We start from the raw sequence: 18,830 nt of genomic DNA, 5'->3' as shown, positions 1-18,830 counted from the left end.
GGCGTGTGCCGGCGTCCGGAGCCGGAGCGCCGGCCAGCCACGTCACCGCCCCGCCGCCCGCTGCGGCCGTCGGCGACACCGTCCGCACCGACACCTTCGATCTCGCCGTGCTGGCGCGCGCCAGCCAGCAGGACGAGGTCATCGGCGAGATCGAGGTCTACGAAGAGGCGGTCCTGCTCGGCAAGTAATCGACCTGGAGCAAGATCGACCACTTCGGCCTCGTCGGCTGGGTCTCGACCAGCGGACTCACGACGGCGGGTGTCGGCTTCGGCCCGCCCTACCCCGAGGCCGTCGACCACTTCACGGCACGGACCCTGAACCTGCGCGACGGCGGGTCGTGGGACTCCGCGGTCATCGCCTCGGTCCCCGCGGAGTCCCACGTGAAGGCCGTGGGCCGGTACTCGAAGTTCTCCAAGGTCTGGTTCGAGGGCCGGTACGGCTGGCTCCCCACGTACTACCTCGACGAGGTCCCCTTCGAGTCCATCGAGTACACCACCACGGGCGTCGAGGTCCGCTCCGGCGCCTCCACCGGGCACCCCGTCCTCGCCACCGTGCCCCACGACTCGAGGGTCCTGGTCCGGGGGCGGTACAGCACGTGGACGTACGGCACGGTCGACGGGGAGGGCGTCACGGGCTGGATGCCGTCGTCCTCCCTCCTCGGGCCTCCCCCGGCGCACTGACCGTCCGACGCCGGCCTGCCGATGCGGGCCCTACCGCTCCGGGGCGAGGACGCAGAACTCGTTGCCGGAAGGGTCGGTGAAGACCGTCCACGGCAGGTCCGGGTCGTCGGCGACAAGCGTGGCGCCGGCGGCCCGGACCCGCGCCGGCGCGCCGGTGTCGCCGGGCCCCGGCCGGACGTCCAGATGCATGCGGTTCTTGCCGCGCTTGGGCTCCGGCTCCGGGCACAGCTCCAGCAGCGGACCGACGCCGGCCGGGTGGCGCAGCGCGGCGAAGCCGCCGCCGCCGTCGTCCGCCAGGACCCACCCGGTGGCCTCCGCCCAGAAGGCGGCGTCGCGGGCCGGGTCCGCGCTGTCCAGCGGCAGGGCCGCGATCGGCGCCCTGCCCCGGTACGCGGGCCGGTCCTCCATCACGCAGAACGCGTTGCCCTCCGGGTCCGCCAGCACTACCCACGGCACGTCGCCCTGCCCGATGTCCGCGTGCGTGGCGCCGAGCCCGAGCAGGCGCTCGACGACCTCCGCCTGACGCTCCCCTCCCGCCAGGTCCAGGTGCAGCCGGGCGGGCGCGTCCGACGGCTCAGCCACCGCTTGGAAGCCGAGGTCCAGGAAGGCGTCCCCGCCCAGCTCCAGCCGCGCTTCGAACCCGGCCGGCTCGTCCGTCATGGGCTGCGCGCCGAGCGCCTCCGCCCAAAAGGTCCCGAGCCGGCGGGGGTCGCGCGCGTCCCAGATGATGTTCTCCAGTCGCATGGTCCCCGTCTACCAAGCCCGGGGCGCGGGCACAAGGGTGCGGTGCCGGGGAGCCGTGGACGGCGGCGCGCGGGGTCGACGGCGGCGACCGGCGTCAGGCGTTCTTCAGTTCCTCGGCGAGCATCACCAGGATCCCGCTGGGGCCGCGCAGGTAGGTGAGCCGGTAGAGGTCCCGGTACGTGGCCACCCCGCGCAGGGGCCGGCACCCGTGCCTGGCGGCGGTCTCGAGGGCCCGGTCGAGGTCGTCGACGGAGAAGGCGACCCGGTGCATGCCGATCTCGTTCGGGCGGGTCGGCTCCGTCTCGATCGCCTCGGGGTGGAGGTACTCGAAGAGCTCCAGCCGGCCGTTCCCGTCGGGGGTCTGGAGCATCGCGATCCTGGCGTGGTTGCCGTCGAGGCCGACGACGGTGTCCGTCCACTCGCCGCTGACCGTGTCGCGGCCGATGACCGTCAGCCCGAGGTCGGTGAAGAACGCGATTGCCGCCTCGAGGTCGCCCACGGCGATGCCGACGTTCTCCAGTTTGATGCCCATGCGCCCGATGGTAGCGAGCGTCCGCCGGTGGATCGAGACCGGGGCGCGCCCTTGACCGGGCGCCCCCGGGATGGTCGGGTCGCCGCATGAGGATCGAACGCATCGCCCCCATCCTGACCGTCGACGACCTCGCCGCCGCCCTCAACGAGCACGCGGGCGTGCTCGGGATGCGCGTGGCGATGGACCTGGGCTGGGTCGCGTTTCTGGTGGACGACGGCAGCCGGCAGATCGGGCTAATGACCAGGGACGCGACGGCCCCGGTCAACCCGGACGTCACGGTCTTCGTCGACGACGTCGAGGCGGCCCACGCCGCCGCCGTCGCGTCGGGCCTCGAGATCGTGCACCCCCTGTCCAGGGAGGAGTGGGGCGTGCACCGGTTCTTCTACCGCGATTCGTCCGGGCGGGTGGTCAACGTCGGCACGCACGTCTGACGTCCGGCCCGGCGGGCGTTGAGCACGCTGGAGATCGAGGTGCCCGGCTCCGCATCCCGGACCGCCCGCCACCGCGTGCGGCCAGCACGGCAGCGAGGCCCGGGCGTCACTGATCGCGGCACTCCGCACCGGGAGCGGCGAGCGCGACGCACGGAATGGCGGCTCCGGACCGGGCCGGTATTCGACGAAATCGGTCATCGCAACTCACCTGCGTGAGTCGCCGGTCGCGTTCTGCATCTCAGGTCCCGTACTCAGGAAGCGACCTCGTCGCCCCACGGATTGATGACGGCGACGTTGGTCGCGAACCCACGACTACGTGCCAAAAGGTCGCTACGGACGAACGATGGACGAGCTCACCTCACCGTTCGCCGCCACCGCCGCACGAGTGGGCGTGCGTTACTGCCCGGGTTTCTTCGGCCCCTGGCCGCGCCCAGATTCGAGCGGTCGACTCCACACTCGCAGAAACGTACGGCACCGCTTCACCCGTGGGCTCATAGCCGAGCTTCGTCCAGAACGGTGCGGCCAGAATCGGCGAAGCCTCGCGACGTCGCCTGCTGTCAGATCCGTGTGCGCAACGACGTCTATCACCATCTCAGCCAGCTTGCCTTCGGCGGGCTCGCTTCGACGCGTCATCGATACACCTCCCGACGGTGACCGACTCGCAGCACCAGGACCACAAGCTCATCATCCTGGACGTCATAGACGATCCGGTAGTCGCCGACGCGAATGCGGAGCTCGCCGTCACCGCCGCTCAGCTGCAGACTTCCGGGCGGGCGTGGATCTTCTGCGAGCTCTCTAATCGCAACCTTCAGGCGTGCGGCAACCTGCGGATGAAGCCCACGAAAAGTCTTCGCGGCTCCCCGCGCGATGATAATCCGGTACGTCACGTCAGCCCGGGATCAAAGCCCAAGCTCTTCCATCAGATCTTCGAAGGGAATACGGGGCTCCTCGCGGGCTTCCGCTGCCGCGCGGATGTCGGCCTGGTCCTCCAGCGCCTGCACGGCACGGTCGAAAAACTCGGGCGACACGACGACAGCACGACGACCCGCACCACGGGAGGTAATCTCGACAGGCTCACGCTGCGCAGCGGCGATGTAGTCGCTCTGCTGGCTACGGAACTGGGAAAGAGTCACTGAAGTCATGCGTCTATCGTACGACTTGTACAAGTTGTACGCAACGTTCGCGCATGCCCTCGCGGGCCGCAGAGGTCACCCCAGAGATTGACCCGGAACGCGACTACACATTGAATCTGAACTCCACCACGTCGCCGTCGCGCATCACATACTCCTTGCCCTCGATGCGCGCCTTGCCCGCGGCCTTGGCCGCGGCGATCGAGCCGGCCTCGACGAGGTCCTCGTAGCCGACGACCTCGGCCTTGATGAACCCGCGCTGGAAGTCGGTGTGGATGACGCCGGCGGCCTGCGGGGCCGTGGCGCCCTGCGGGATCGTCCAGGCGCGCGCCTCCTTCGGGCCCGCCGTGAGGTACGTCTGCAGACCCAGAGTGTGGAACCCGGCGCGGGCCAGCTTGTCCAGGCCGGATTCCTCGTACCCGGCCTCGGCGAGCATCTCCGCGGCCTCGTCCTCCTCCAGCTCCACCAGCTCGGACTCGAACTGGGCGTCCAGGAAGATCGCGTCGGCCGGGGCCACCATCTCGGACAGCCGCGCGCGCAGGGCCTCGTCGGCCAGCCCGGCCTCGTCCATGTTGAAGACGTAGATGAACGGCTTGGTCGTCATCAGCTGCAGGGGCGCGATCTCGGCCAGGTCCACGCCGGCCTCCGCGGCGCCCGCGTACAGGGTCTTGCCGTTCTCGAGCACCTTCTGGGCCTTGCGGACCTCGTCGATGAAGGACTGCTCGATCTTCTTGCCACGCAGCTCCTTCTCGAGCCGGGGCATCTGGTTCTCGATCGTCTGCAGGTCGGCGAGGATCAGCTCGGTGGCGATGGTCTCGATGTCGTCGGCCGGGTTCACGGCGCCGTTGACGTGCACGACGTCCGGGTCATCGAATGCGCGGGTGACCTGGCAGATCGCGTCGGCCTCGCGGATGTTGGCGAGGAACTTGTTGCCCAGGCCCTCGCCCTCGGAGGCGCCCTTGACGATGCCGGCGATGTCCACGAAGGACACGGTCGCGGGCAGGATGCGCTCGGAGCCGAAGATCCCCGCCAGCACCTTGAGCCGCTCGTCCGGCAGCGGGACGACGCCCACGTTCGGCTCGATGGTCGCGAACGGGTAGTTCGCGGCGAGCACCTGGGCGCGCGTCAGGGCGTTGAAGAGGGTGGATTTGCCGACGTTGGGCAGACCGACGATTCCGATAGTAAGAGCCACGGGAGACGAGTCTACCGCCGCGGCGGCTCCCGGTTCATCCCGCCGTGGCACGGGCCACGGCGCGCGCTGCCCCAAACCGTCGGGGGCCGCTGGCACAGTGGGGGCATGGATGCTTCGGTGTGGTTGGTCGCGGTTCTGGCGTTGGCGCTCGGCGCCCTGGCGGGCGCGGCGGCGGCGTGGTGGTACGGGGTGCGGCACCGGCTCGCGCAGGTGCGGGAGGAGTACGACGGCGGCGCCCGCGAACTGGCCCGGACGGCGGCGGAGCTGTCGGCCGCCCGCGCGGAGAACCGGGTCCTGCACGAGCGGATCGCCGAGGGAACCGAGCGGGCGCGCGAGGACGCGTCGGTGCTGCAGGCGCTGGCCCCGGTGGCGGAGCGGCTGCGGCAGGTCCAGGGCCAGGTCGCGGTCCTGGAGCGCGACCGCGTGGAGCAGTTCGGCCAGCTGAGCCAGCAGCTCGCCGCCGCCGCCGAGCAGGACGCGGCCCTGCTGCGGACCACGTCGACGCTGGCCGGGGCCCTGCGGAACACGGCGTCCCGCGGGACCTGGGGCGAGGTCCAGCTGCGTCGGGTCGTGGAGGCCGCCGGCATGCTGGACCGCGTCGACTTCGCGGAGCAGGCCACGACGTCCACGGGCCAGCGCCCGGACCTCGTGGTGTCCCTTCCCGGACAGAAGACCGTGGCCGTGGACTCCAAGGTCCCGCTGGACTCCTACCTGCGCGCCCACGAGCTGGACGTCCAGGCCGAGCCCGACCTGTTGGACCGGCGCAGGGAGCTGCTGGCGGCACACGCCAAGGCGCTGCGTTCGCACGTGGACGCCCTCGGGTCGAAGGCGTACTGGTCGGCCCTGCCCGGGAGTCCGGAGCTGGTGGTGTGCTTCCTGCCGGCCGAGTCGTTCCTGGCGGAGGCCCTGGTCGCGGACCCGGGGCTGCTGGACCACGCGTTCTCGAAGAACGTGGCCCTGGCGTCGCCGTCCACGCTGCTGTCGATCCTCAAGGGCCTGGCGTACGCGTGGCGGCAGGAGCTGCTCACCGAGAACGCCCGGGCCCTGTTCGACGAGTCCCGCGAGCTCTACCAGCGGCTCGGAACCATGGGCGGGCACATCACGAAGCTGGGCAGCTCCCTGAAGTCCTCGGTGGAGAAGTACAACTCGTTCGTCGGGGCCCTCGAGTCCCGCGTGCTGCCCTCGGCGCGCCGGATCCGCGACCTCGACCCGGGTCTGGGCTCCGACGGGGGCCGCGAGCCGCTCGCCGCATCCGCCTTGGAGTCCACGCCGCGGGTCCTCTCCGCGACCGAGCTGCTGGACGCGGCGACGCCGTCGCGGCCGGAGCTCGTCGACGCGGCCCCGGAGGTCGGGGCGGGCCGGCACCCCTCCCCCGAAGACCTCGCGGCCGCCGGCGGCGAGGACGCCGACGCTTCCGGCTCCGGCTCCGGCTCCGCCCGCCGCTCGGCCTGACCGCGCCCCCGCCCGTCGCACGGCCTGACCGCCCCTCCGCCCGTCGCACGGCCTGACCGCGCCCCCGCCCGTCGCACGGTCTGACCGCGCCCCCGCCCGTCGCTCGGCGGGTCCGGCCCCTCCCCTGCCTCCGATTCGTCCTCGGTCAAACGACAGGATCGCGCCGGACCGACGGGGATCGGTCGGACAAGCGATGCGGTTTGAACCGGGCGCCCACTACCACGGGGTGTCGGACCGATCCACGGCCTTCTCCGCAGCGCATTCGAGCCGGGTGCTGTACGCCGACCACCACTCGGCGTCGTTCCCGGGAAGGTTCGGGTTCTGGGGGTTGAGGCCGCCCCGTCCGTCCAGCATCTCGCGGACGACGTCCGCGTGGCCGGCATGCCGGCACGTCTCGCCGAGCACGTGGATGATGATGCGTTTCAAGGACACGCGGCGTTTCTCCTCGGACCACCACGGCACCGTGCCCGGGGCGTCGAGGGGCAAGTCGCTGATGGCAGCGTCGGCGTGGGCCCACGCGCGCCGGTACAGCGCGAGGATCTCCTCGCGGGTCTCCTCGGCTGTGGCCCACAGGTCCGCGTTGTCCTCGGCGTCGTCCAGCCACGAAACATCGTCTGTGGTCTCCCGCTGGAACACTTCGCCGAAGTAGCCGAGCTCGATGTAGGCCAGGTGCTTCACCAGGCCCAGGAAGTCCGTCCCGGTCGGAGTCACCGACTACCGTGCCTCCCGCTCCCCCGGGCCGTCGAGCTTCCAGACGATCGCATCGCGCGCCTCCTGGAGGTAGGAGTGCGGGATCCGCTTGGTCATGTCCGTCGTCATGGGCCCCATCGTGGCCCACGGGACGCGGACGAACCAGCAGCGGCTCAAGCCACGCTCCGTCGGGGCACCCCGTTCCCGGCGAGGACCGTGTCGAAGGTGCCGAGGTCCAACGCTTCGGACCAGCGCCAACGGAAAACCCTGCACCCCGAACGCTTCAGCCACTCCTCGCGCCATTTCTCGTCACGGCGGACGTCGAGCTCGGTCCGGCCGTTGCGGAACTCTGCGGCGCGATACTTGGCCGCCCCGTCGAACTCCCCGATGAGGTTGGCCCCACGCCAGTAGAAGTCGGCACGGTACCACCGGCCAGCGGAACCAAACTCCACTTGCAGGTCGGGAGGCGCGTACCCGAGCACGTGCATGCCGATCCTGCTGAGCGACTCGCCCGCACTCTCCGACCGGGCATCGGCAAGATCGAGGGCGTTCATCGCACGGTCACGCGCGGCGCGTGTAGCGAGCAGGCCGAGGCCCGCACGGAGGCCTTCCGCGGTGGCGGAGGAAGAAGCACCAGCGCGCAGGACTCCATCCAGCGCCACAACCCCCGCACGGAGATCCCTTCCAGCGGCGACGTCCAGTGCGCTGACTTCCGCCGGCAAGACACCGTAGCGCCCCAGCCGCTCCGGTGGGATTCCCGGGTCGAGATGGCGCCGCACGGGATATCCGATGGCCTCCGTCTGGCGGCCGGGTGCGCACCTGCGTCCCGCGGGGGGAGTCGTCCCGACGCGCCCCCGGCTTGTGGCAACCACGTGGATCTCCCTCGGGACGCCCATTGTGGGCAAGCCCCGGAGGAAGAGCGAAGTCTCCCGGCAGTAGACGATTTCGGGGCGGGCGTTCGACAATGCCGCGATGCAGAGTCCGTAGCGATCCCACGGCGGAAGCGCTCCCCACTGGGAGGCCGGGAAGTAGCAGCCGGGCCGCAGCCTGACGAGTTCTCCCCGCTGGTGGGCCCGGACCCACCGCTGGTCGTTGCCTGTCACGAGGACGTGTCCGTTCCACTCCGCATATCTCACGGAGACAGCGTGGCGCGAGGAGGCAGATTCGTGGGCAGGATGCGTCCCGTGTGTGCATCGATCCCGCAGTCCGACGACTGTGGAGGCACCGTCGCGGCCGGCCCCATCCATTCGTCATCGGTCGGACGACAGGTCCGCGTAGGACCGACGGTGCGGAGTCGGGAAAGCGGGGCCCCGCCGGAGCGGCGGTGCGGAGTCGGATAGGCGGTGCTGGAACCGCCGCTGGCGCAAGGCAGGCCACTCGCGCCGGCGACGACCGCCGGCGCCGGGCCGCGGGTCAGCGGGTCGTCGCGGAGGCGCCGGCGGGCCGGGCTACCGGGAACCGGCGGGCAGGCGTTCCGGCTGCCTCCCGCCTCGGGCCGCGGCCGGGACGCTGAGCGTGCCGTAGCGTTCCGTCCGGTGCCACCGCAGCCGCACTCCGGCGAGCGCCGTGACCATGGACTGGATGACCACGAGGTACATGAGCTGGCGGTACACGAACTGCTGCAGCGGCAGGGTCCAGAGCGCGCGGTACGGCTCGCGGTCGAGCCGGAACGCGTAGGCCGCCATCCCGAGCTGGACCAGCAGGAACCCAATCCAAATCACGGCGATCCGCACCGGGTCCAGGAAGAACAGCCCATACAGGGCGAAGACGTCCACGACCGGGGCGAACAGCGGAAGCAGCACCTGCAGAACCAGCAGGTAGCCGAGCCCCCGGCGGCCGAGCTTGCCTGCCGCGCCGGATTGCGCGACCGCTCCGCGGTGCTTCCACATCGCCTGCAGCGTGCCGTAGCACCACCGGTAGCGCTGCTTCCACAGCGCCGCGAGGCTGGCCGGGGCCTCCGTCCAGGCGATGGCGCTGTCCTCGTAGACGACCCGCCAGCCGTACCGGCACAGGGCCATGGTCAGGTCGGTGTCCTCGGCGAGCGTGTCGTCGCTGACCCCGCCGACACGTTCCAGGGCCTCGCGGCGGAACCCGCCGATCGCCCCGGGGACGGTCGGCATGCACTCGGCCACGTCGAAGAGGCGGCGGTCCAGGTTGAACCCGACGACGTACTCGATGTGCTGCCAGGCGCCGAGGATGCCCCCGCGGTTGAGGACCTTCGTGTTGCCGGAGACGGCGCCCACCCGCGGGTCCGTGAAGTGCTGGACCAGGGCGTTGACGGTGTCCGGTTCGAAGACGGTGTCGCCGTCGACCATCACGATGATGTCGTGCCGGGCCATGCCGAGTCCGGTGTTCAGCGCGGATGGCTTCCCGCCGTTCTCCTGGCGCACGAGCCGGACCGACGGCAGCTGAAGTCGTTCCACGATCTCGGCGGTGTCGTCGGTCGATCCGTCGTCGACGACGATGACCTCCACGGGGTGGGTCGACGCCGCGATCGACCTGACGGTCGCCTCGACGCCCGCGGCCTCGTTGTAGGCGGGGACGATGACGCTGACGGGCTCGGCCACCTCCGGACGGAGCGGGAGCTCGAACCAGCCGCGCTCGATCTCGGCGGCGCGTCGGCGGCGCACGGCCAGGGCGTGCCGCGCGGCGACCCCGACCACGAGGAGCGCGCGCATCAGCGTCACGGCACCCGCGATCACCAGCGCCCAGGAGATGGCGGTGACCACGGCATCCGTGAACTTGATGCCCACGACGAAGGCCTGGCCGGTGAGGACGTCGCCGAACGGTGCGGGCGTCGTGCTGTCCACGCCGATGGCGTCCCCGACCGTGGTGAAGCGCTGCGCGGCCTCGGCCGGGCCCGACAGCGCGGTCTCCAACGCCTCGACGGTCTGGGACCGGTGGGCGCCGCCGTCGTGCATGAGGACGACCTTGCCCTTGGCGTCCGGCTTCGTCAGCTGGTGCGCGATCGCGTCCGCGCCGGGACGGATCTCGTCGCCGCTGTCCAGGCTGCTGAGCACGGTCAGGTAGCCCTCGTCGGCGGCGGCCTGCATCGCGGACCACTGCCCGTCCGTCACGGACTCGTTGTCGGTGACGTTCGGCGGGCGCAGGAGGCTCGGCGACTGCCCCGTCAGTCCCGCGACCACCTTCTGGGCCCCGCGGATCTCCAGTTGCCGCCGCCACGGCGGCGCCTCGGACAGCTCCGCGTGCGTCAGCGTCTGGATCCCGATCTCGTGGCCCTCCGCGGCCATCCGACGCACCAGATCCGGATGCTCGATCGCTGCGGTCCCGGTCACGAAGAACGTGGCCTTCACGTCATGCTCGCGCAGGACATCCAGGATCCGCGGCGTCCACAGCGGATCCGGTCCGTCGTCGAAGGTCAAGGCGACGGCGCCTCCCGCCGGGGCCGCGGTGCTGGCCCGGTCGCCCCGCGGGTCGACGATCGGTCCGCCGTCCGTGACCTCGCGCGGGACGCGTTCCGCGGAGGTGTCCGTCGGGGCGGGGGGATCCTCGATGCTGGCCATGTGGGTCGTGTAGCCCTGGACCGCCAACGCCATCCCGAGGGTCAACAGGATCGCCAGCATGAGGAACCAGTGGGCCCCCACGCCGCCGACGTTGGCCCGACGGCGGCCCCTGCTCACGGGCGCCCCGGGGCGGATGGATCGGCCGGACCCGCGAGGGCACGGCCGGAGGCGGTGTCGTTCCAGCCCGGCGCCGCGTCCCGCTTCCCGTGCGTGGGCCCGACAACACTGGCCGCCGGGACGATGTCGGTGGAGTCCCCGCCGGCCACCACACCATCCGCGGCGCCGGCGTCGGAACCCCCAGTGCCATCGACCGCCTCAGGGGCCTCCGCAGACGGGCCGGTGTCGACGGCGCCGGTGTCCCCGGAGGTCCCCGCGCCGTCGGCGGAGCCGTCCACGGCGCCGCCGCGCTCCGTGGCGTCATCCCCCGAGCGGTCCGCACGACTCCCGGTCGCGGTGTTGCCGCCGTCCTTCGCGGGGTCGGCGGCCGGCGCCGGAGCCACGTCGTCGGCCGACGCCCCCTGCTTGGCGCCGGGCTCCACCGAGTCGGGGTCCACGGGCTCGGGGGCCAGGTCGAAACCTCCGTCGCCGGGCGCGGCCTTGCCACCGCCCTCCTCGGCGTCGTCCTGCCCGGCCTGGGCGGCGGCTGCCTCGGCCGCGGCAGGAAGGTCCGGTGCGGCGACCGAGGACCGGCCGAGGAAGGCGAAGGACATGAGCAGCACGTACGCCGCCACCAGACCGAGGACCGCAAACCCGGCCCGCTTCACCCGCCGGAGGCGTCGGCCGGTCCCATCGACGAACACGGGATCGGCAGTCGCGGCGGGGGACGGACGGGCAGGCGTGTGAGTCAAAGAGTCAGGCATCGGGGAGCCAGCCTAGTCCGAACGCCCTCCAAATGTCACAAAAAGATCACGAAAGTGAGACGCGTCGCAGGCGGAAGCCCGGCCGCGGCCCGCGCTAGTTCGCGGGCCGGGCGCCGCGCCCGCCGAGGGCCCGGGACGCGTCCCCGTCCTCGCGCAGCTTGGCGCGCAGCTCCTTGGGCAGCGAGAAGAGGATGTCCTCCTCGGCCGTGACGATCTCCTCGACCGAGCCGTAGCCGTACTCGGCCAGCAGGGCCAGGACCTCGCGGACCAGGACCTCGGGGACCGACGCGCCGGAGGTCACGCCGATGGAGGCGACGCCCTCGAACCACGTCTCGTCGATCTCGTTCGCGTAGTCGACCCGGTGGGCGGCCTTGGCCCCGTACTCGAGCGCCACCTCGACGAGGCGCACGGAGTTCGACGAGTTCGCGGAGCCGACCACGATGACCAGGTCGGCCTGCGGGGAGATCTTCTTGATCGCCGCCTGCCGGTTGGAGGTCGCGTAGCAGATGTCGTCGCTGGGCGGGTCCTGCAGGTTCGGGAAGCGCTCGCGCAGGATCGAGACGATCTCCATGGTCTCGTCCACGGACAGCGTCGTCTGGGACAGCCAGATCAGCCGCTCGGGGTCGCGGACCTGGACGGTGCGCGCCTCCTCCGGGTTATTGACGATGGTGGTGTGCTCGGGCGCCTCGCCGTACGTGCCCTCGACCTCCTCGTGGCCCTCGTGGCCGATGAGCAGGATCTCGTTCTCCGCCTTGGCGAAGCGGACCGCCTCGCGGTGGACCTTGGTCACGAGCGGGCAGGTGGCGTCGATGGTCTGCAGGTTGCGGTCCGCCGCGGACTGGACGACGGCGGGGCTCACGCCGTGGGCCGAGAACACGACGAGGGCGCCCTCGGGCACCTCGTCCGTCTCCTCGACGAAGATGGCGCCACGCTCCTCGAGGGTGGAGACCACGTGCTTGTTGTGCACGATCTGCTTGCGGACGTAGACGGGGGCCCCGTAGTGCTCCAGGGCCTTCTCGACGGCGATGACGGCCCGGTCCACGCCGGCGCAGTAGCCCCGCGGGGCGGCGAGCAGGACCTTGCGCTCGCCCTCGACGGGGATGGCCGCGGCGACCTCCTCCGGAGTGCGGCGGGTCCGCGGGACGCGCGGCATGGGCACGGAAACCGGAACGGTGGAGGTGGAAGGCATATGGCCAGTCTACCGGCGGGCCGCGAATCGGCTGAGGACGCCGATCACAGCGGCGGCCACGCAGACGGCCAGTCCGCCGACGGCGAACCAGAGCCCGTAGGGGGCGAAGTACGCGGACATCCCGCGGGCGACGACGCGCGCCGCCACGTCGGCAAGCACGTCCAGCGGGGCGCCTCCCCCGCCCGGGCCGGGCCCGGCGCCGGCGCCGCCGTCGTCCCCCGCCGCCAGCGAGCGCGCCGCGGCCCAGCCCGCGGCCCCGAGCACGGCGGCGGCTCCCCCGCCGAGGGCCAGCACGGGCCACCGGGCCCGGCCGGCCAGCAGGAACGCGGCGAGCGCCAGGACGGCGGCGCCGGCCGCGTAGGCCTCCCAACGGGCCGACTCGTGGACGGCCACCGCGGCCGCCCGCGGCGGGACGGCGGCCGGGTCGGGCACCCCCAACTCGACGCGCGTGGCGCCGGGCTCCGGCAGGGCGTCGGCGGCGGCGCCGAGCCCCAGGCGGTCCGCGGCCTCGCGCACCCGCTCCCGCCCCAGGTCCGCGAGCGGGGCCAGTTCGAGGACAACCGTCGCGCCGGACGCCCGACCGTCGTGCACGGCGGCCAGTTGCCGGACATAGCCCTCGCGCGTCGCGTCGACGGACTCGCCCCACGCGGCGGAGAAGCCGGGGGCGTCGAGGACGCCGGCGACGGCGCCGCCAACCGCGTCCTGGACCATCCCGCGCAGGAAGCCGGGCACGGGCAGGCGCTCCGGGAGGCGGTCCAGGGCGGCGTCCGTGAGCGTCGCCGAGAGCGCGCGGCGGGCGGCGGGGTCCTCCGCGACGGGCGCGGCGATCCGCCGCGCGGGGCCGTCGGTGTGGGCAAGGCGGTCGACGGCGTGGCCGGCGGTGGCCAGTCCCGCCAGCAGCGCGGCGGCGATGACGACGACGGCGGCGGCCCCGGCCCGCAGCAGCCGCACCGGCCCGGTGCGGGCGTCGCGTCCGGCCATCCACAGCCCCTCTCCGCGTGTCGGTTGTCCCCCTCCGGGGCGCCTCGCCTCAAGTGTCCCATCGGACTGGTAACAATGAAGGGTGGCCGGAGGCACCGGCCCGGGAAGGGGCACACGTGGAGCCGAGCGAAGGGGCACAGGGCGGGCCGTCGTCCCTGCCACCGACGGCCGCGCAGACCTCACCGGAGTCCCCCTGGCCGCTGCGGCTGTACTCGGACAACCTCAAGCGGCACATCGAGCGGTCCCCGGAGGCCTGGATCGAGGGCCAGCTGCTCGAGGCCAACGTGCGCAACGGCCACGCCTACCTCACGATGCGGGACGTCGACGTCGAGTACTCGCTGTCCGTGACGGTCTGGGCGTCCGTCATGCGCCGGCTGGATTCGCGGCCTGAGGTGGGCTCGCGGGTCGTGGCCCGGGTGAAGCCGAACCTCTACCTGAAGACCGGGCGGCTGTCCATGAACGCCTCCGACCTGCGGCCCGTGGGGCTGGGCGACCTGCTGGCGCGGCTGGAGCGGCTGCGCCGGGCCCTGGGCGAGGAGGGGCTCTTCGACCCCGCGCGGAAGCGGCCGCTGCCGGTGCTTCCCCAGCTCGTCGGCCTCATCACGGGCCGCGACTCCGACGCGGAGAAGGACGTGCTGCGCAATGCGGCCCTGCGCTGGCCGGGCGTGCGGTTCGAGGTGCGCAACACGGCCGTCCAGGGCGTCAACGCCGTCCCGGAGGTGGTGCGGGCCCTGCGGGAGCTGGACGGACACCCGGAGGTGGACGTCATCGTCATCGCCCGCGGCGGCGGGGCCCTGGAGGACCTGCTGCCGTTCAGCTCGGAGGAACTGGTCCGGGCCGTCTCCGCCGCCACGACCCCGGTGGTCAGCGCGATCGGGCACGAGGCCGACCGCCCGATCCTGGACGACGTCGCCGACCTGCGCGCGTCGACGCCGACGGACGCGGCGAAGCGGATCGTGCCCGACGTCAACGAGGAGCTGCACCGCATCGGACAGGCCCGCATCCGGCTGGACCGCGCCGTGCTGAACTACCTCGAGCGGGAGCGCCACCGCCTCGAGTCCCTGCGCAGCCGGCCGGTGCTGGCGCAGCCGGAAACGATGGTGGCGGGGCGCGCCGAGGACCTGGAGCGGCTGCGCGGGCGGGCGCTGCACGCGATCCGTTCCGCGGTCGCGCGCGGCACCGACCAGGTCGCCCACCTCCGCGCGCAGGTGCGGGCGCTCTCGCCGCAGCAGACCCTGGACCGCGGCTACGCGGTGGTCCAGCGCGCGGACGACGGCGCGGTCGTCCGCGCCCCGGACGAAGCTCCCACAGGGACCGCCCTGGCCATCCGCGTGGCCCGCGGACGCCTGTCCGCGACCGCCGACGGACGAGCCGCCGACACCGAACATCCCGCCGCGCCCGAGCGGGGCGCGAAGACCCAGCGCGCCGACGAGGGCGCCACGACCGAAGGGACCACCCGATGAGCAGCAACCCGTCCGAACAGGCCGCCGCGCCGGTGCCCGGATCCGACGCCAATGCCGACGTCGAGGCCATGGGCTACGAGCAGGCCCGCGAGGAGCTCGTGGAGGTCGTCGGCCGCCTCGAGGCCGGCGGGGCGAGCCTGGAGCAGTCGCTGGCCCTGTGGGAGCGGGGCGAGGCGCTGGCCACCCGCTGCGAGCAGTGGCTCGAGGGGGCCCGGCGGCGGCTCGAGTCCGCCCGCGCCGGGGCCGGGGACAGCCCGGACAGCGCGGGCAGCCCGGCCTAGTCCGCTCACCCGGCGCCGGCGCGGTGCAGGGTCGGGATGTACGTCAGCTCCTGGGTGCGCCCGTCGAGAACCCGGGAGTCGACGAGCTCCAGGTCGAAGTCGGCGGCACCCCGGAAAACCGGTTCCCGGCCGGTGGATCCCGTGATGGCCGGGAAGATCGTCACCTGGAGCCGGTCGACGAGCCCGGCGGCCAGGAGGGCCCGGTTCATCGACAGGCTGCCGTGGGACCGCAAGGGAACCTCCGACTCCTCCTTGAGCCGGGCGACGACCTCCACGGCGTCGCCGGCGACGACGGTCGTGCCGGGCAGGAGCGGCTCGTCGCCCGCCCCCATCGACGTCGAGACGACCGTCTTGGGGAGCGCGAGCATGCGCTCCACCCACGGATCGAGTTCCACGGTGCGGGCGAATCCCGCCATCAGGCGGTAGGTCGCGGGGCCGAAGACGATGCGCTGGTCGCCGGCGTAGAGGCCGGCGCGGCGTTCGAGCAGCTCGGGCCCCTGCTTGCCCCAGTAGCCGCCCCAGTCGCCGGTGGCGACCCCGAAGCCGTCGAGGCTGCAGAACACGTCGTAGGTGTACGTGGCCATGGTCGTTCCACTCTCCTTGGTCAGCGTCCTGGCCCGGCCCGTCGGATCCGGCCCCACGGCTTCGCGACGGCCAGGACGACGGCGAACGCGAGGGCCGTCAGCGAGACCGCCGGCGGGAAGAACAGTGTGGCGATGCGCGGGTTGTCCACCGGGTCCGGAGTCGGCAGGGCCTCGCCATACCGTCCGACCTCGGCCATGCCGGGGGCGAGGACGGCGACGATGGCGATGCACAGGCCGACGTTCAGGATGAGTTTGGTGGCCACCCACCAGTACCGCAGCAGGCCCCACGACGTGCCGAGCCCCAGCAGGATCCCGGTGGCCAGGCTGGCGAGGCCCGCCACCAGCATCGGGCCCACCACGAACTCGGCCAGGGCCCGGTAGGCCAGACCCCGCACCTCCGCGTCGGGTCCGAACCACCCGGTCGCCACGAGCACGGCCACGATTGTCAACGGCCAGTAGGAATTGCCCGTGGGCGGCCAGCGGTTCTGCCCGCTGGTGGCCAGGGAAAGTGCCCACTGGTGGCCGGCTGGTTTGCCCGCGGGACGGGTGGTTGGTGCCGGCCACTGGTGGTGTCTAGGTCAGTGGCATGACTCCCTTTCCGGCCAGGGCCTGGGTGAGTCGGACGGAGTCGCCGGTGGTTTGGCAGACGTGGGCGTGGTGGAGGAGCCGGTCCACGGTGGCGGTGGCCAGGGTCTTGGGCATGAGCTCGTCGAAGCCGGCGGGGTGCAGGTTCGAGGACACGGCCACGGAGCGTTTCTCGTAGGCGGCGTCCACGACCCGGTAGAGGCCCTCGGCGGCGTCGGTGGCCACTGCAAGCAGGCCGATGTCGTCGATCACGACGAGGTCGGCGCGCAGGATCCGGGCCACGGCCTTGGTCACGGTGTCGTCGGCCCGGTGGGCGCGGATGAGCGCGCCGAGGTCCTCGAGGGTGAACCAGGCGACCCGCTTGCCTTCCTCGACGGCCTGTTGGCCCAGGGCCTCGAGGAAGAAGGTCTTGCCGGTGCCGGAGGGTCCGCAGACGACGAGGTTCTCCTTGCGGTGGATCCATTCCAGGGTCCGCAGGGCCTGCTGGGTCGGGGCCGGGATCGAGGAGGCTGTCTCGTCCCAGAGGGCGAAGGTCTTGCCGGTGGGGAACCCGGCGGCCTTGCGCCGGGTGGCGAGCATGGAGCGGGCCCGGCCCGCGGTTTCCTCGGCCAGCAGGGCCTTGACGGTCTCGGCCGGTTCCCAGCGCTGGGCGCGGGCGGTGGCCAGCACCTCGGGGGCGACGGCGCGGGCGTGGGGCATCTTCAGCTGGCGCATCAGCGCCGCGAGGTCCTCGGGCAGGGCCGGGGCGGTGGTGTTCGGGGTGGCGATGCCCATCAGGGGTGCTCCTTCCCGGAGGTGGTGGCGCCCAGGCCCGCCCAGCCGGCGGTGCCCTGGGTCAGGGACGTCCCCTCGTCGGCGGTGCGCAGCCCGGGCCGGTGCCCGGCGGCGGTGAGCAGGGAGGCTAGGTCCCCGTGGGCGAAGCGGTGGTGGACCGCGGCGAGGCCGAGGGCCTTGTCGACCTCGTTGGTCCCGGCGATCTTGGCCAGGGCGACGGCCTCGGCCATCTTGGCGTTGATGCGGTGCGCGCCCGCGGCGGCGGCCTCGAGCAGCCAGGACCTCGCGCCCGCGCCGATGCCCAGGAACTCGGCCTCGGCCTTCGAGCGCGGCACCGGGGTGTGGTCCCCAGGGACCTTGGCCGGGTCGTGGTCGGGGAAGTGGGAGTCGTCGATCGCCGGGGACCCGGGCGCGGCCACCGGATGCCGGGCGACCTCGAGGGCACCGTCGGGGCCGGCGTGGACGATCACGACCCTCGCGTCGGCGCCGGTGCCGTGTTGGCGGATGAAGACCTCGGCGCCGAGCAGGTGGGCCGGGACGGAGTACTGGGCGTTCTCGTAGGAGACCATCGGCGTGTTCGGCGGCACCTTCCGGCCCGTCCCGTAGGCGATCGTGTGCGCGGCGTCGGGGACCCGGTGCAGGGCGGGGGCCTCGTCGGCGAGCATATCCACGGGCCGGCGGCGGGTGGTGCGGTGCTCGCGGGAGTTCACCAGGTCCATGAACGCCTGGCAGGCCGCCTCGAGCTCGGCGAACGAGGCGTAGGAGCCGCGCAGGTTGGTGTCCTTGGGCACGAGGTCGGCCTTGGAGACCTTGACCGCGTTCTCCACCCCGCCCTTCGACGCCGGGTCGGCAGGCTGGCAGGTGAGGACCTCGACCGAGTAGTGCTTCGCGAACGCGACGGTCGCCTCGTTGCGCACCGGCACCCCGGCCACGTGCATCGTGGTCACCGTCTTCTCGTTGTCCGTCAGCACGTACGTCGGGGCCCCGCCGATGATCCTGAAGGTGCGGTCCAGGGCGGCGAAGACGCTCGGGGCGGTCCGGTCGCGCAGCGCGAGCACGATCCGGTACCGCGACCATGCGAGCCAGGCCACGAACAGCACCGTCTTGACCCCGCCGATGACCGGTCCGTCGCCGAAGTCGTACTGCAGCCAGCCGCCGGGCTCGGTGATCCAGGGCCGGTGCACCCGCCGCCTCCCGCGGCGGTAGGCGTCCTTCGCGGTCGCCACGGCACGGCGGGTCGAGCGCTCCGAACCGGCGTAGCCCATCGACACGAGCTTGTCGTGCACGACGTCGGCGCGGATCCGGCCCCGGGACTTGTCGACCCATTCCTCGATCTTCGCGTCCCAGTCGTCGGTGACCTTGGGCCGTTCCGGACCCGCGCCGGGGGCACGGCCGGCATCGCGGGCCCTCACGAGCCGGTCGACGGTGTGGTGGGAGCACCCGTGGATCTCCGCGGTGCTGCGTAGGGACCTGGTGAGGTCGTAGGTGGCAAGAATATTCACGGTTTCTAGGGCATCCTTCATTCAGGGCCTCTTCCTGCTGCGGATTCGATTCGACACCGACATCCAACCGGGAAGAGGCCCCCGCCGTCCTCAGAACACGGCAGGGCTAACGAGCAATGCGGGCAAACCAGCCGGCCACAAATGGGCAGTTTCCGTGGCCATACGCGGGCAGTCCCCGTGGCCGTCAGCGGGCAATTCCCTGGCCACCTACGGGCAGTTTTCCATGGCCGCTAACA

The 18,830-nt window shown here is 72.4% G+C and carries 21 protein-coding genes; 6 read left to right on the top strand and 15 right to left on the bottom strand.

The features are described 5' to 3' along the window. The first annotated feature begins 5 nt into the window (after positions 1–5). Together AC1Q5D_RS01605 and AC1Q5D_RS01600 are read left to right on the top strand one after the other, a co-directional pair. Entirely contained in the window at positions 6–188 is a 183-nt protein-coding gene (locus tag AC1Q5D_RS01605) for a hypothetical protein (protein ID WP_481736814.1), read from the top strand. A 192-nt stretch (positions 189–380) separates the two neighbouring features. Next, positions 381–680: an SH3 domain-containing protein gene (locus AC1Q5D_RS01600; protein ID WP_481736813.1), complete on the top strand. Its 300-nt coding sequence runs from the start codon at positions 381–383 to the stop codon at positions 678–680. Between the two features lie 30 nt (positions 681–710). Here AC1Q5D_RS01600 and AC1Q5D_RS01595 read toward each other — a convergent pair whose 3' ends face one another. Both AC1Q5D_RS01595 and AC1Q5D_RS01590 read right to left on the bottom strand, forming a co-directional pair. After that, positions 711–1,424, bottom strand: a complete 714-nt coding sequence (locus AC1Q5D_RS01595) for a VOC family protein (protein ID WP_481736812.1) — start codon at positions 1,422–1,424, stop codon at positions 711–713. 94 nt (positions 1,425–1,518) lie between these two features. Continuing rightward, a complete protein-coding gene (locus AC1Q5D_RS01590) occupies positions 1,519–1,956 on the bottom strand; it encodes a VOC family protein (RefSeq protein ID WP_481736811.1) in 438 nt (145 codons plus the stop codon). 86 nt (positions 1,957–2,042) lie between these two features. Here AC1Q5D_RS01590 and AC1Q5D_RS01585 point away from each other — a divergent pair, with 86 nt between their 5' ends. Further along, on the top strand, positions 2,043–2,387 hold the full coding sequence (locus AC1Q5D_RS01585; RefSeq protein WP_481736810.1) for a VOC family protein: 345 nt from the start codon (positions 2,043–2,045) through the stop codon (positions 2,385–2,387). Between the two features lie 629 nt (positions 2,388–3,016). Here AC1Q5D_RS01585 and AC1Q5D_RS01580 read toward each other — a convergent pair. The 3 genes from AC1Q5D_RS01580 to ychF form a co-directional block, all read right to left on the bottom strand. Further along, on the bottom strand, positions 3,017–3,274 hold the full coding sequence (locus tag AC1Q5D_RS01580; protein WP_481736809.1) for a type II toxin-antitoxin system RelE family toxin: 258 nt from the start codon (positions 3,272–3,274) through the stop codon (positions 3,017–3,019). 12 nt (positions 3,275–3,286) lie between these two features. Further along, positions 3,287–3,529: a type II toxin-antitoxin system Phd/YefM family antitoxin gene (locus AC1Q5D_RS01575; protein ID WP_481736808.1), complete on the bottom strand. Its 243-nt coding sequence runs from the start codon at positions 3,527–3,529 to the stop codon at positions 3,287–3,289. Positions 3,530–3,623: 94 nt separating this feature from the next. Next, positions 3,624–4,709 carry a redox-regulated ATPase YchF gene (gene ychF, locus AC1Q5D_RS01570; RefSeq protein ID WP_481736807.1) on the bottom strand — a complete coding sequence of 362 codons (1,086 nt, stop codon included), beginning with the start codon at positions 4,707–4,709 and terminating at the stop codon, positions 3,624–3,626. Positions 4,710–4,814: 105 nt separating this feature from the next. On the opposite strand from ychF, the gene AC1Q5D_RS01565 reads away from it, so the two are divergent. Beyond that, positions 4,815–6,161: a DNA recombination protein RmuC gene (locus AC1Q5D_RS01565; protein WP_481736806.1), complete on the top strand. Its 1,347-nt coding sequence runs from the start codon at positions 4,815–4,817 to the stop codon at positions 6,159–6,161. A gap of 216 nt (positions 6,162–6,377) precedes the next feature. Here the strand turns inward: AC1Q5D_RS01565 and AC1Q5D_RS01560 are convergent, their stop codons facing one another. The 6 genes from AC1Q5D_RS01560 to AC1Q5D_RS01535 all read right to left on the bottom strand — a co-directional run bounded on the left by AC1Q5D_RS01560 (position 6,378) and on the right by AC1Q5D_RS01535 (position 13,405). After that, a complete protein-coding gene (locus AC1Q5D_RS01560) occupies positions 6,378–6,872 on the bottom strand; it encodes a DinB family protein (RefSeq protein ID WP_481736805.1) in 495 nt (164 codons plus the stop codon). Positions 6,873–7,024: 152 nt separating this feature from the next. After that, positions 7,025–7,987 (bottom strand): hypothetical protein, encoded by a 963-nt coding sequence (locus AC1Q5D_RS01555; protein ID WP_481736804.1) that lies wholly within the window; start codon positions 7,985–7,987, stop codon positions 7,025–7,027. 312 nt (positions 7,988–8,299) lie between these two features. Next, on the bottom strand, positions 8,300–10,456 hold the full coding sequence (locus AC1Q5D_RS01550) for a bifunctional polysaccharide deacetylase/glycosyltransferase family 2 protein (RefSeq protein ID WP_481736803.1): 2,157 nt from the start codon (positions 10,454–10,456) through the stop codon (positions 8,300–8,302). A gap of 32 nt (positions 10,457–10,488) precedes the next feature. Then, positions 10,489–11,139 carry a hypothetical protein gene (locus tag AC1Q5D_RS01545; RefSeq protein WP_481736802.1) on the bottom strand — a complete coding sequence of 217 codons (651 nt, stop codon included), beginning with the start codon at positions 11,137–11,139 and terminating at the stop codon, positions 10,489–10,491. 190 nt (positions 11,140–11,329) lie between these two features. Next, positions 11,330–12,424, bottom strand: a complete 1,095-nt coding sequence (locus AC1Q5D_RS01540) for a 4-hydroxy-3-methylbut-2-enyl diphosphate reductase (RefSeq protein ID WP_481736801.1) — start codon at positions 12,422–12,424, stop codon at positions 11,330–11,332. Positions 12,425–12,433: 9 nt separating this feature from the next. Beyond that, positions 12,434–13,405 carry a hypothetical protein gene (locus AC1Q5D_RS01535; protein ID WP_481736800.1) on the bottom strand — a complete coding sequence of 324 codons (972 nt, stop codon included), beginning with the start codon at positions 13,403–13,405 and terminating at the stop codon, positions 12,434–12,436. Positions 13,406–13,521: 116 nt separating this feature from the next. Here AC1Q5D_RS01535 and xseA point away from each other — a divergent pair, with 116 nt between their 5' ends. Together xseA and AC1Q5D_RS01525 are read left to right on the top strand one after the other, a co-directional pair. Beyond that, complete coding sequence (gene xseA / locus AC1Q5D_RS01530; RefSeq protein ID WP_481736799.1) at positions 13,522–14,868, top strand: exodeoxyribonuclease VII large subunit; 1,347 nt, start codon at positions 13,522–13,524, stop codon at positions 14,866–14,868. Then, positions 14,865–15,149 (top strand): exodeoxyribonuclease VII small subunit, encoded by a 285-nt coding sequence (locus AC1Q5D_RS01525; RefSeq protein WP_481736798.1) that lies wholly within the window; start codon positions 14,865–14,867, stop codon positions 15,147–15,149. The genes xseA and AC1Q5D_RS01525 overlap by 4 nt, the downstream gene beginning before the upstream one ends. A 5-nt stretch (positions 15,150–15,154) precedes the next feature. On the opposite strand, the gene AC1Q5D_RS01520 is transcribed toward AC1Q5D_RS01525, so the two are convergent. The 4 genes from AC1Q5D_RS01520 to istA all read right to left on the bottom strand — a co-directional run bounded on the left by AC1Q5D_RS01520 (position 15,155) and on the right by istA (position 18,615). After that, complete coding sequence (locus AC1Q5D_RS01520) at positions 15,155–15,733, bottom strand: dihydrofolate reductase family protein (RefSeq protein ID WP_481736797.1); 579 nt, start codon at positions 15,731–15,733, stop codon at positions 15,155–15,157. A 20-nt stretch (positions 15,734–15,753) separates the two neighbouring features. Continuing rightward, positions 15,754–16,167: a hypothetical protein gene (locus AC1Q5D_RS01515; RefSeq protein WP_481736796.1), complete on the bottom strand. Its 414-nt coding sequence runs from the start codon at positions 16,165–16,167 to the stop codon at positions 15,754–15,756. Between the two features lie 139 nt (positions 16,168–16,306). After that, positions 16,307–17,092 carry an IS21-like element helper ATPase IstB gene (istB, locus tag AC1Q5D_RS01510; protein ID WP_481736795.1) on the bottom strand — a complete coding sequence of 262 codons (786 nt, stop codon included), beginning with the start codon at positions 17,090–17,092 and terminating at the stop codon, positions 16,307–16,309. After that, the gene (gene istA, locus AC1Q5D_RS01505; protein WP_481736794.1) at positions 17,092–18,615 is read right to left on the bottom strand and encodes an IS21 family transposase; all 1,524 of its coding nucleotides are present in this window, start codon (positions 18,613–18,615) and stop codon (positions 17,092–17,094) included. Before istA ends, istB begins: the two co-directional genes overlap by 1 nt. Between the last annotated feature and the right edge of the window lie 215 nt (positions 18,616–18,830).

The sequence above is a fragment of the Arthrobacter paludis genome (assembly GCF_056782315.1).
Note: the sequence above shows the minus strand (reverse complement) of the source record. Positions and strands in the feature narration are given on the sequence as shown.

What these genes read in the sequence shown, in the direction of transcription:
- AC1Q5D_RS01595 (WP_481736812.1), bottom strand. Translation starts at nt 1,424, where the DNA reads ATGCGACTGGAGAACATCATCTGGGACGCGCGCGACCCCCGCCGGCTC.
- AC1Q5D_RS01590 (WP_481736811.1), bottom strand. Translation starts at nt 1,956, where the DNA reads ATGGGCATCAAACTGGAGAACGTCGGCATCGCCGTGGGCGACCTCGAG.
- AC1Q5D_RS01585 (WP_481736810.1), top strand. Translation starts at nt 2,043, where the DNA reads ATGAGGATCGAACGCATCGCCCCCATCCTGACCGTCGACGACCTCGCC.
- AC1Q5D_RS01575 (WP_481736808.1), bottom strand. Translation starts at nt 3,529, where the DNA reads ATGACTTCAGTGACTCTTTCCCAGTTCCGTAGCCAGCAGAGCGACTAC.
- AC1Q5D_RS01565 (WP_481736806.1), top strand. Translation starts at nt 4,815, where the DNA reads ATGGATGCTTCGGTGTGGTTGGTCGCGGTTCTGGCGTTGGCGCTCGGC.
- AC1Q5D_RS01540 (WP_481736801.1), bottom strand. Translation starts at nt 12,424, where the DNA reads ATGCCTTCCACCTCCACCGTTCCGGTTTCCGTGCCCATGCCGCGCGTC.
- AC1Q5D_RS01535 (WP_481736800.1), bottom strand. Translation starts at nt 13,405, where the DNA reads ATGGCCGGACGCGACGCCCGCACCGGGCCGGTGCGGCTGCTGCGGGCC.
- AC1Q5D_RS01525 (WP_481736798.1), top strand. Translation starts at nt 14,865, where the DNA reads ATGAGCAGCAACCCGTCCGAACAGGCCGCCGCGCCGGTGCCCGGATCC.
- AC1Q5D_RS01520 (WP_481736797.1), bottom strand. Translation starts at nt 15,733, where the DNA reads ATGGCCACGTACACCTACGACGTGTTCTGCAGCCTCGACGGCTTCGGG.
- istB (WP_481736795.1), bottom strand. Translation starts at nt 17,092, where the DNA reads ATGGGCATCGCCACCCCGAACACCACCGCCCCGGCCCTGCCCGAGGAC.
- istA (WP_481736794.1), bottom strand. Translation starts at nt 18,615, where the DNA reads ATGAAGGATGCCCTAGAAACCGTGAATATTCTTGCCACCTACGACCTC.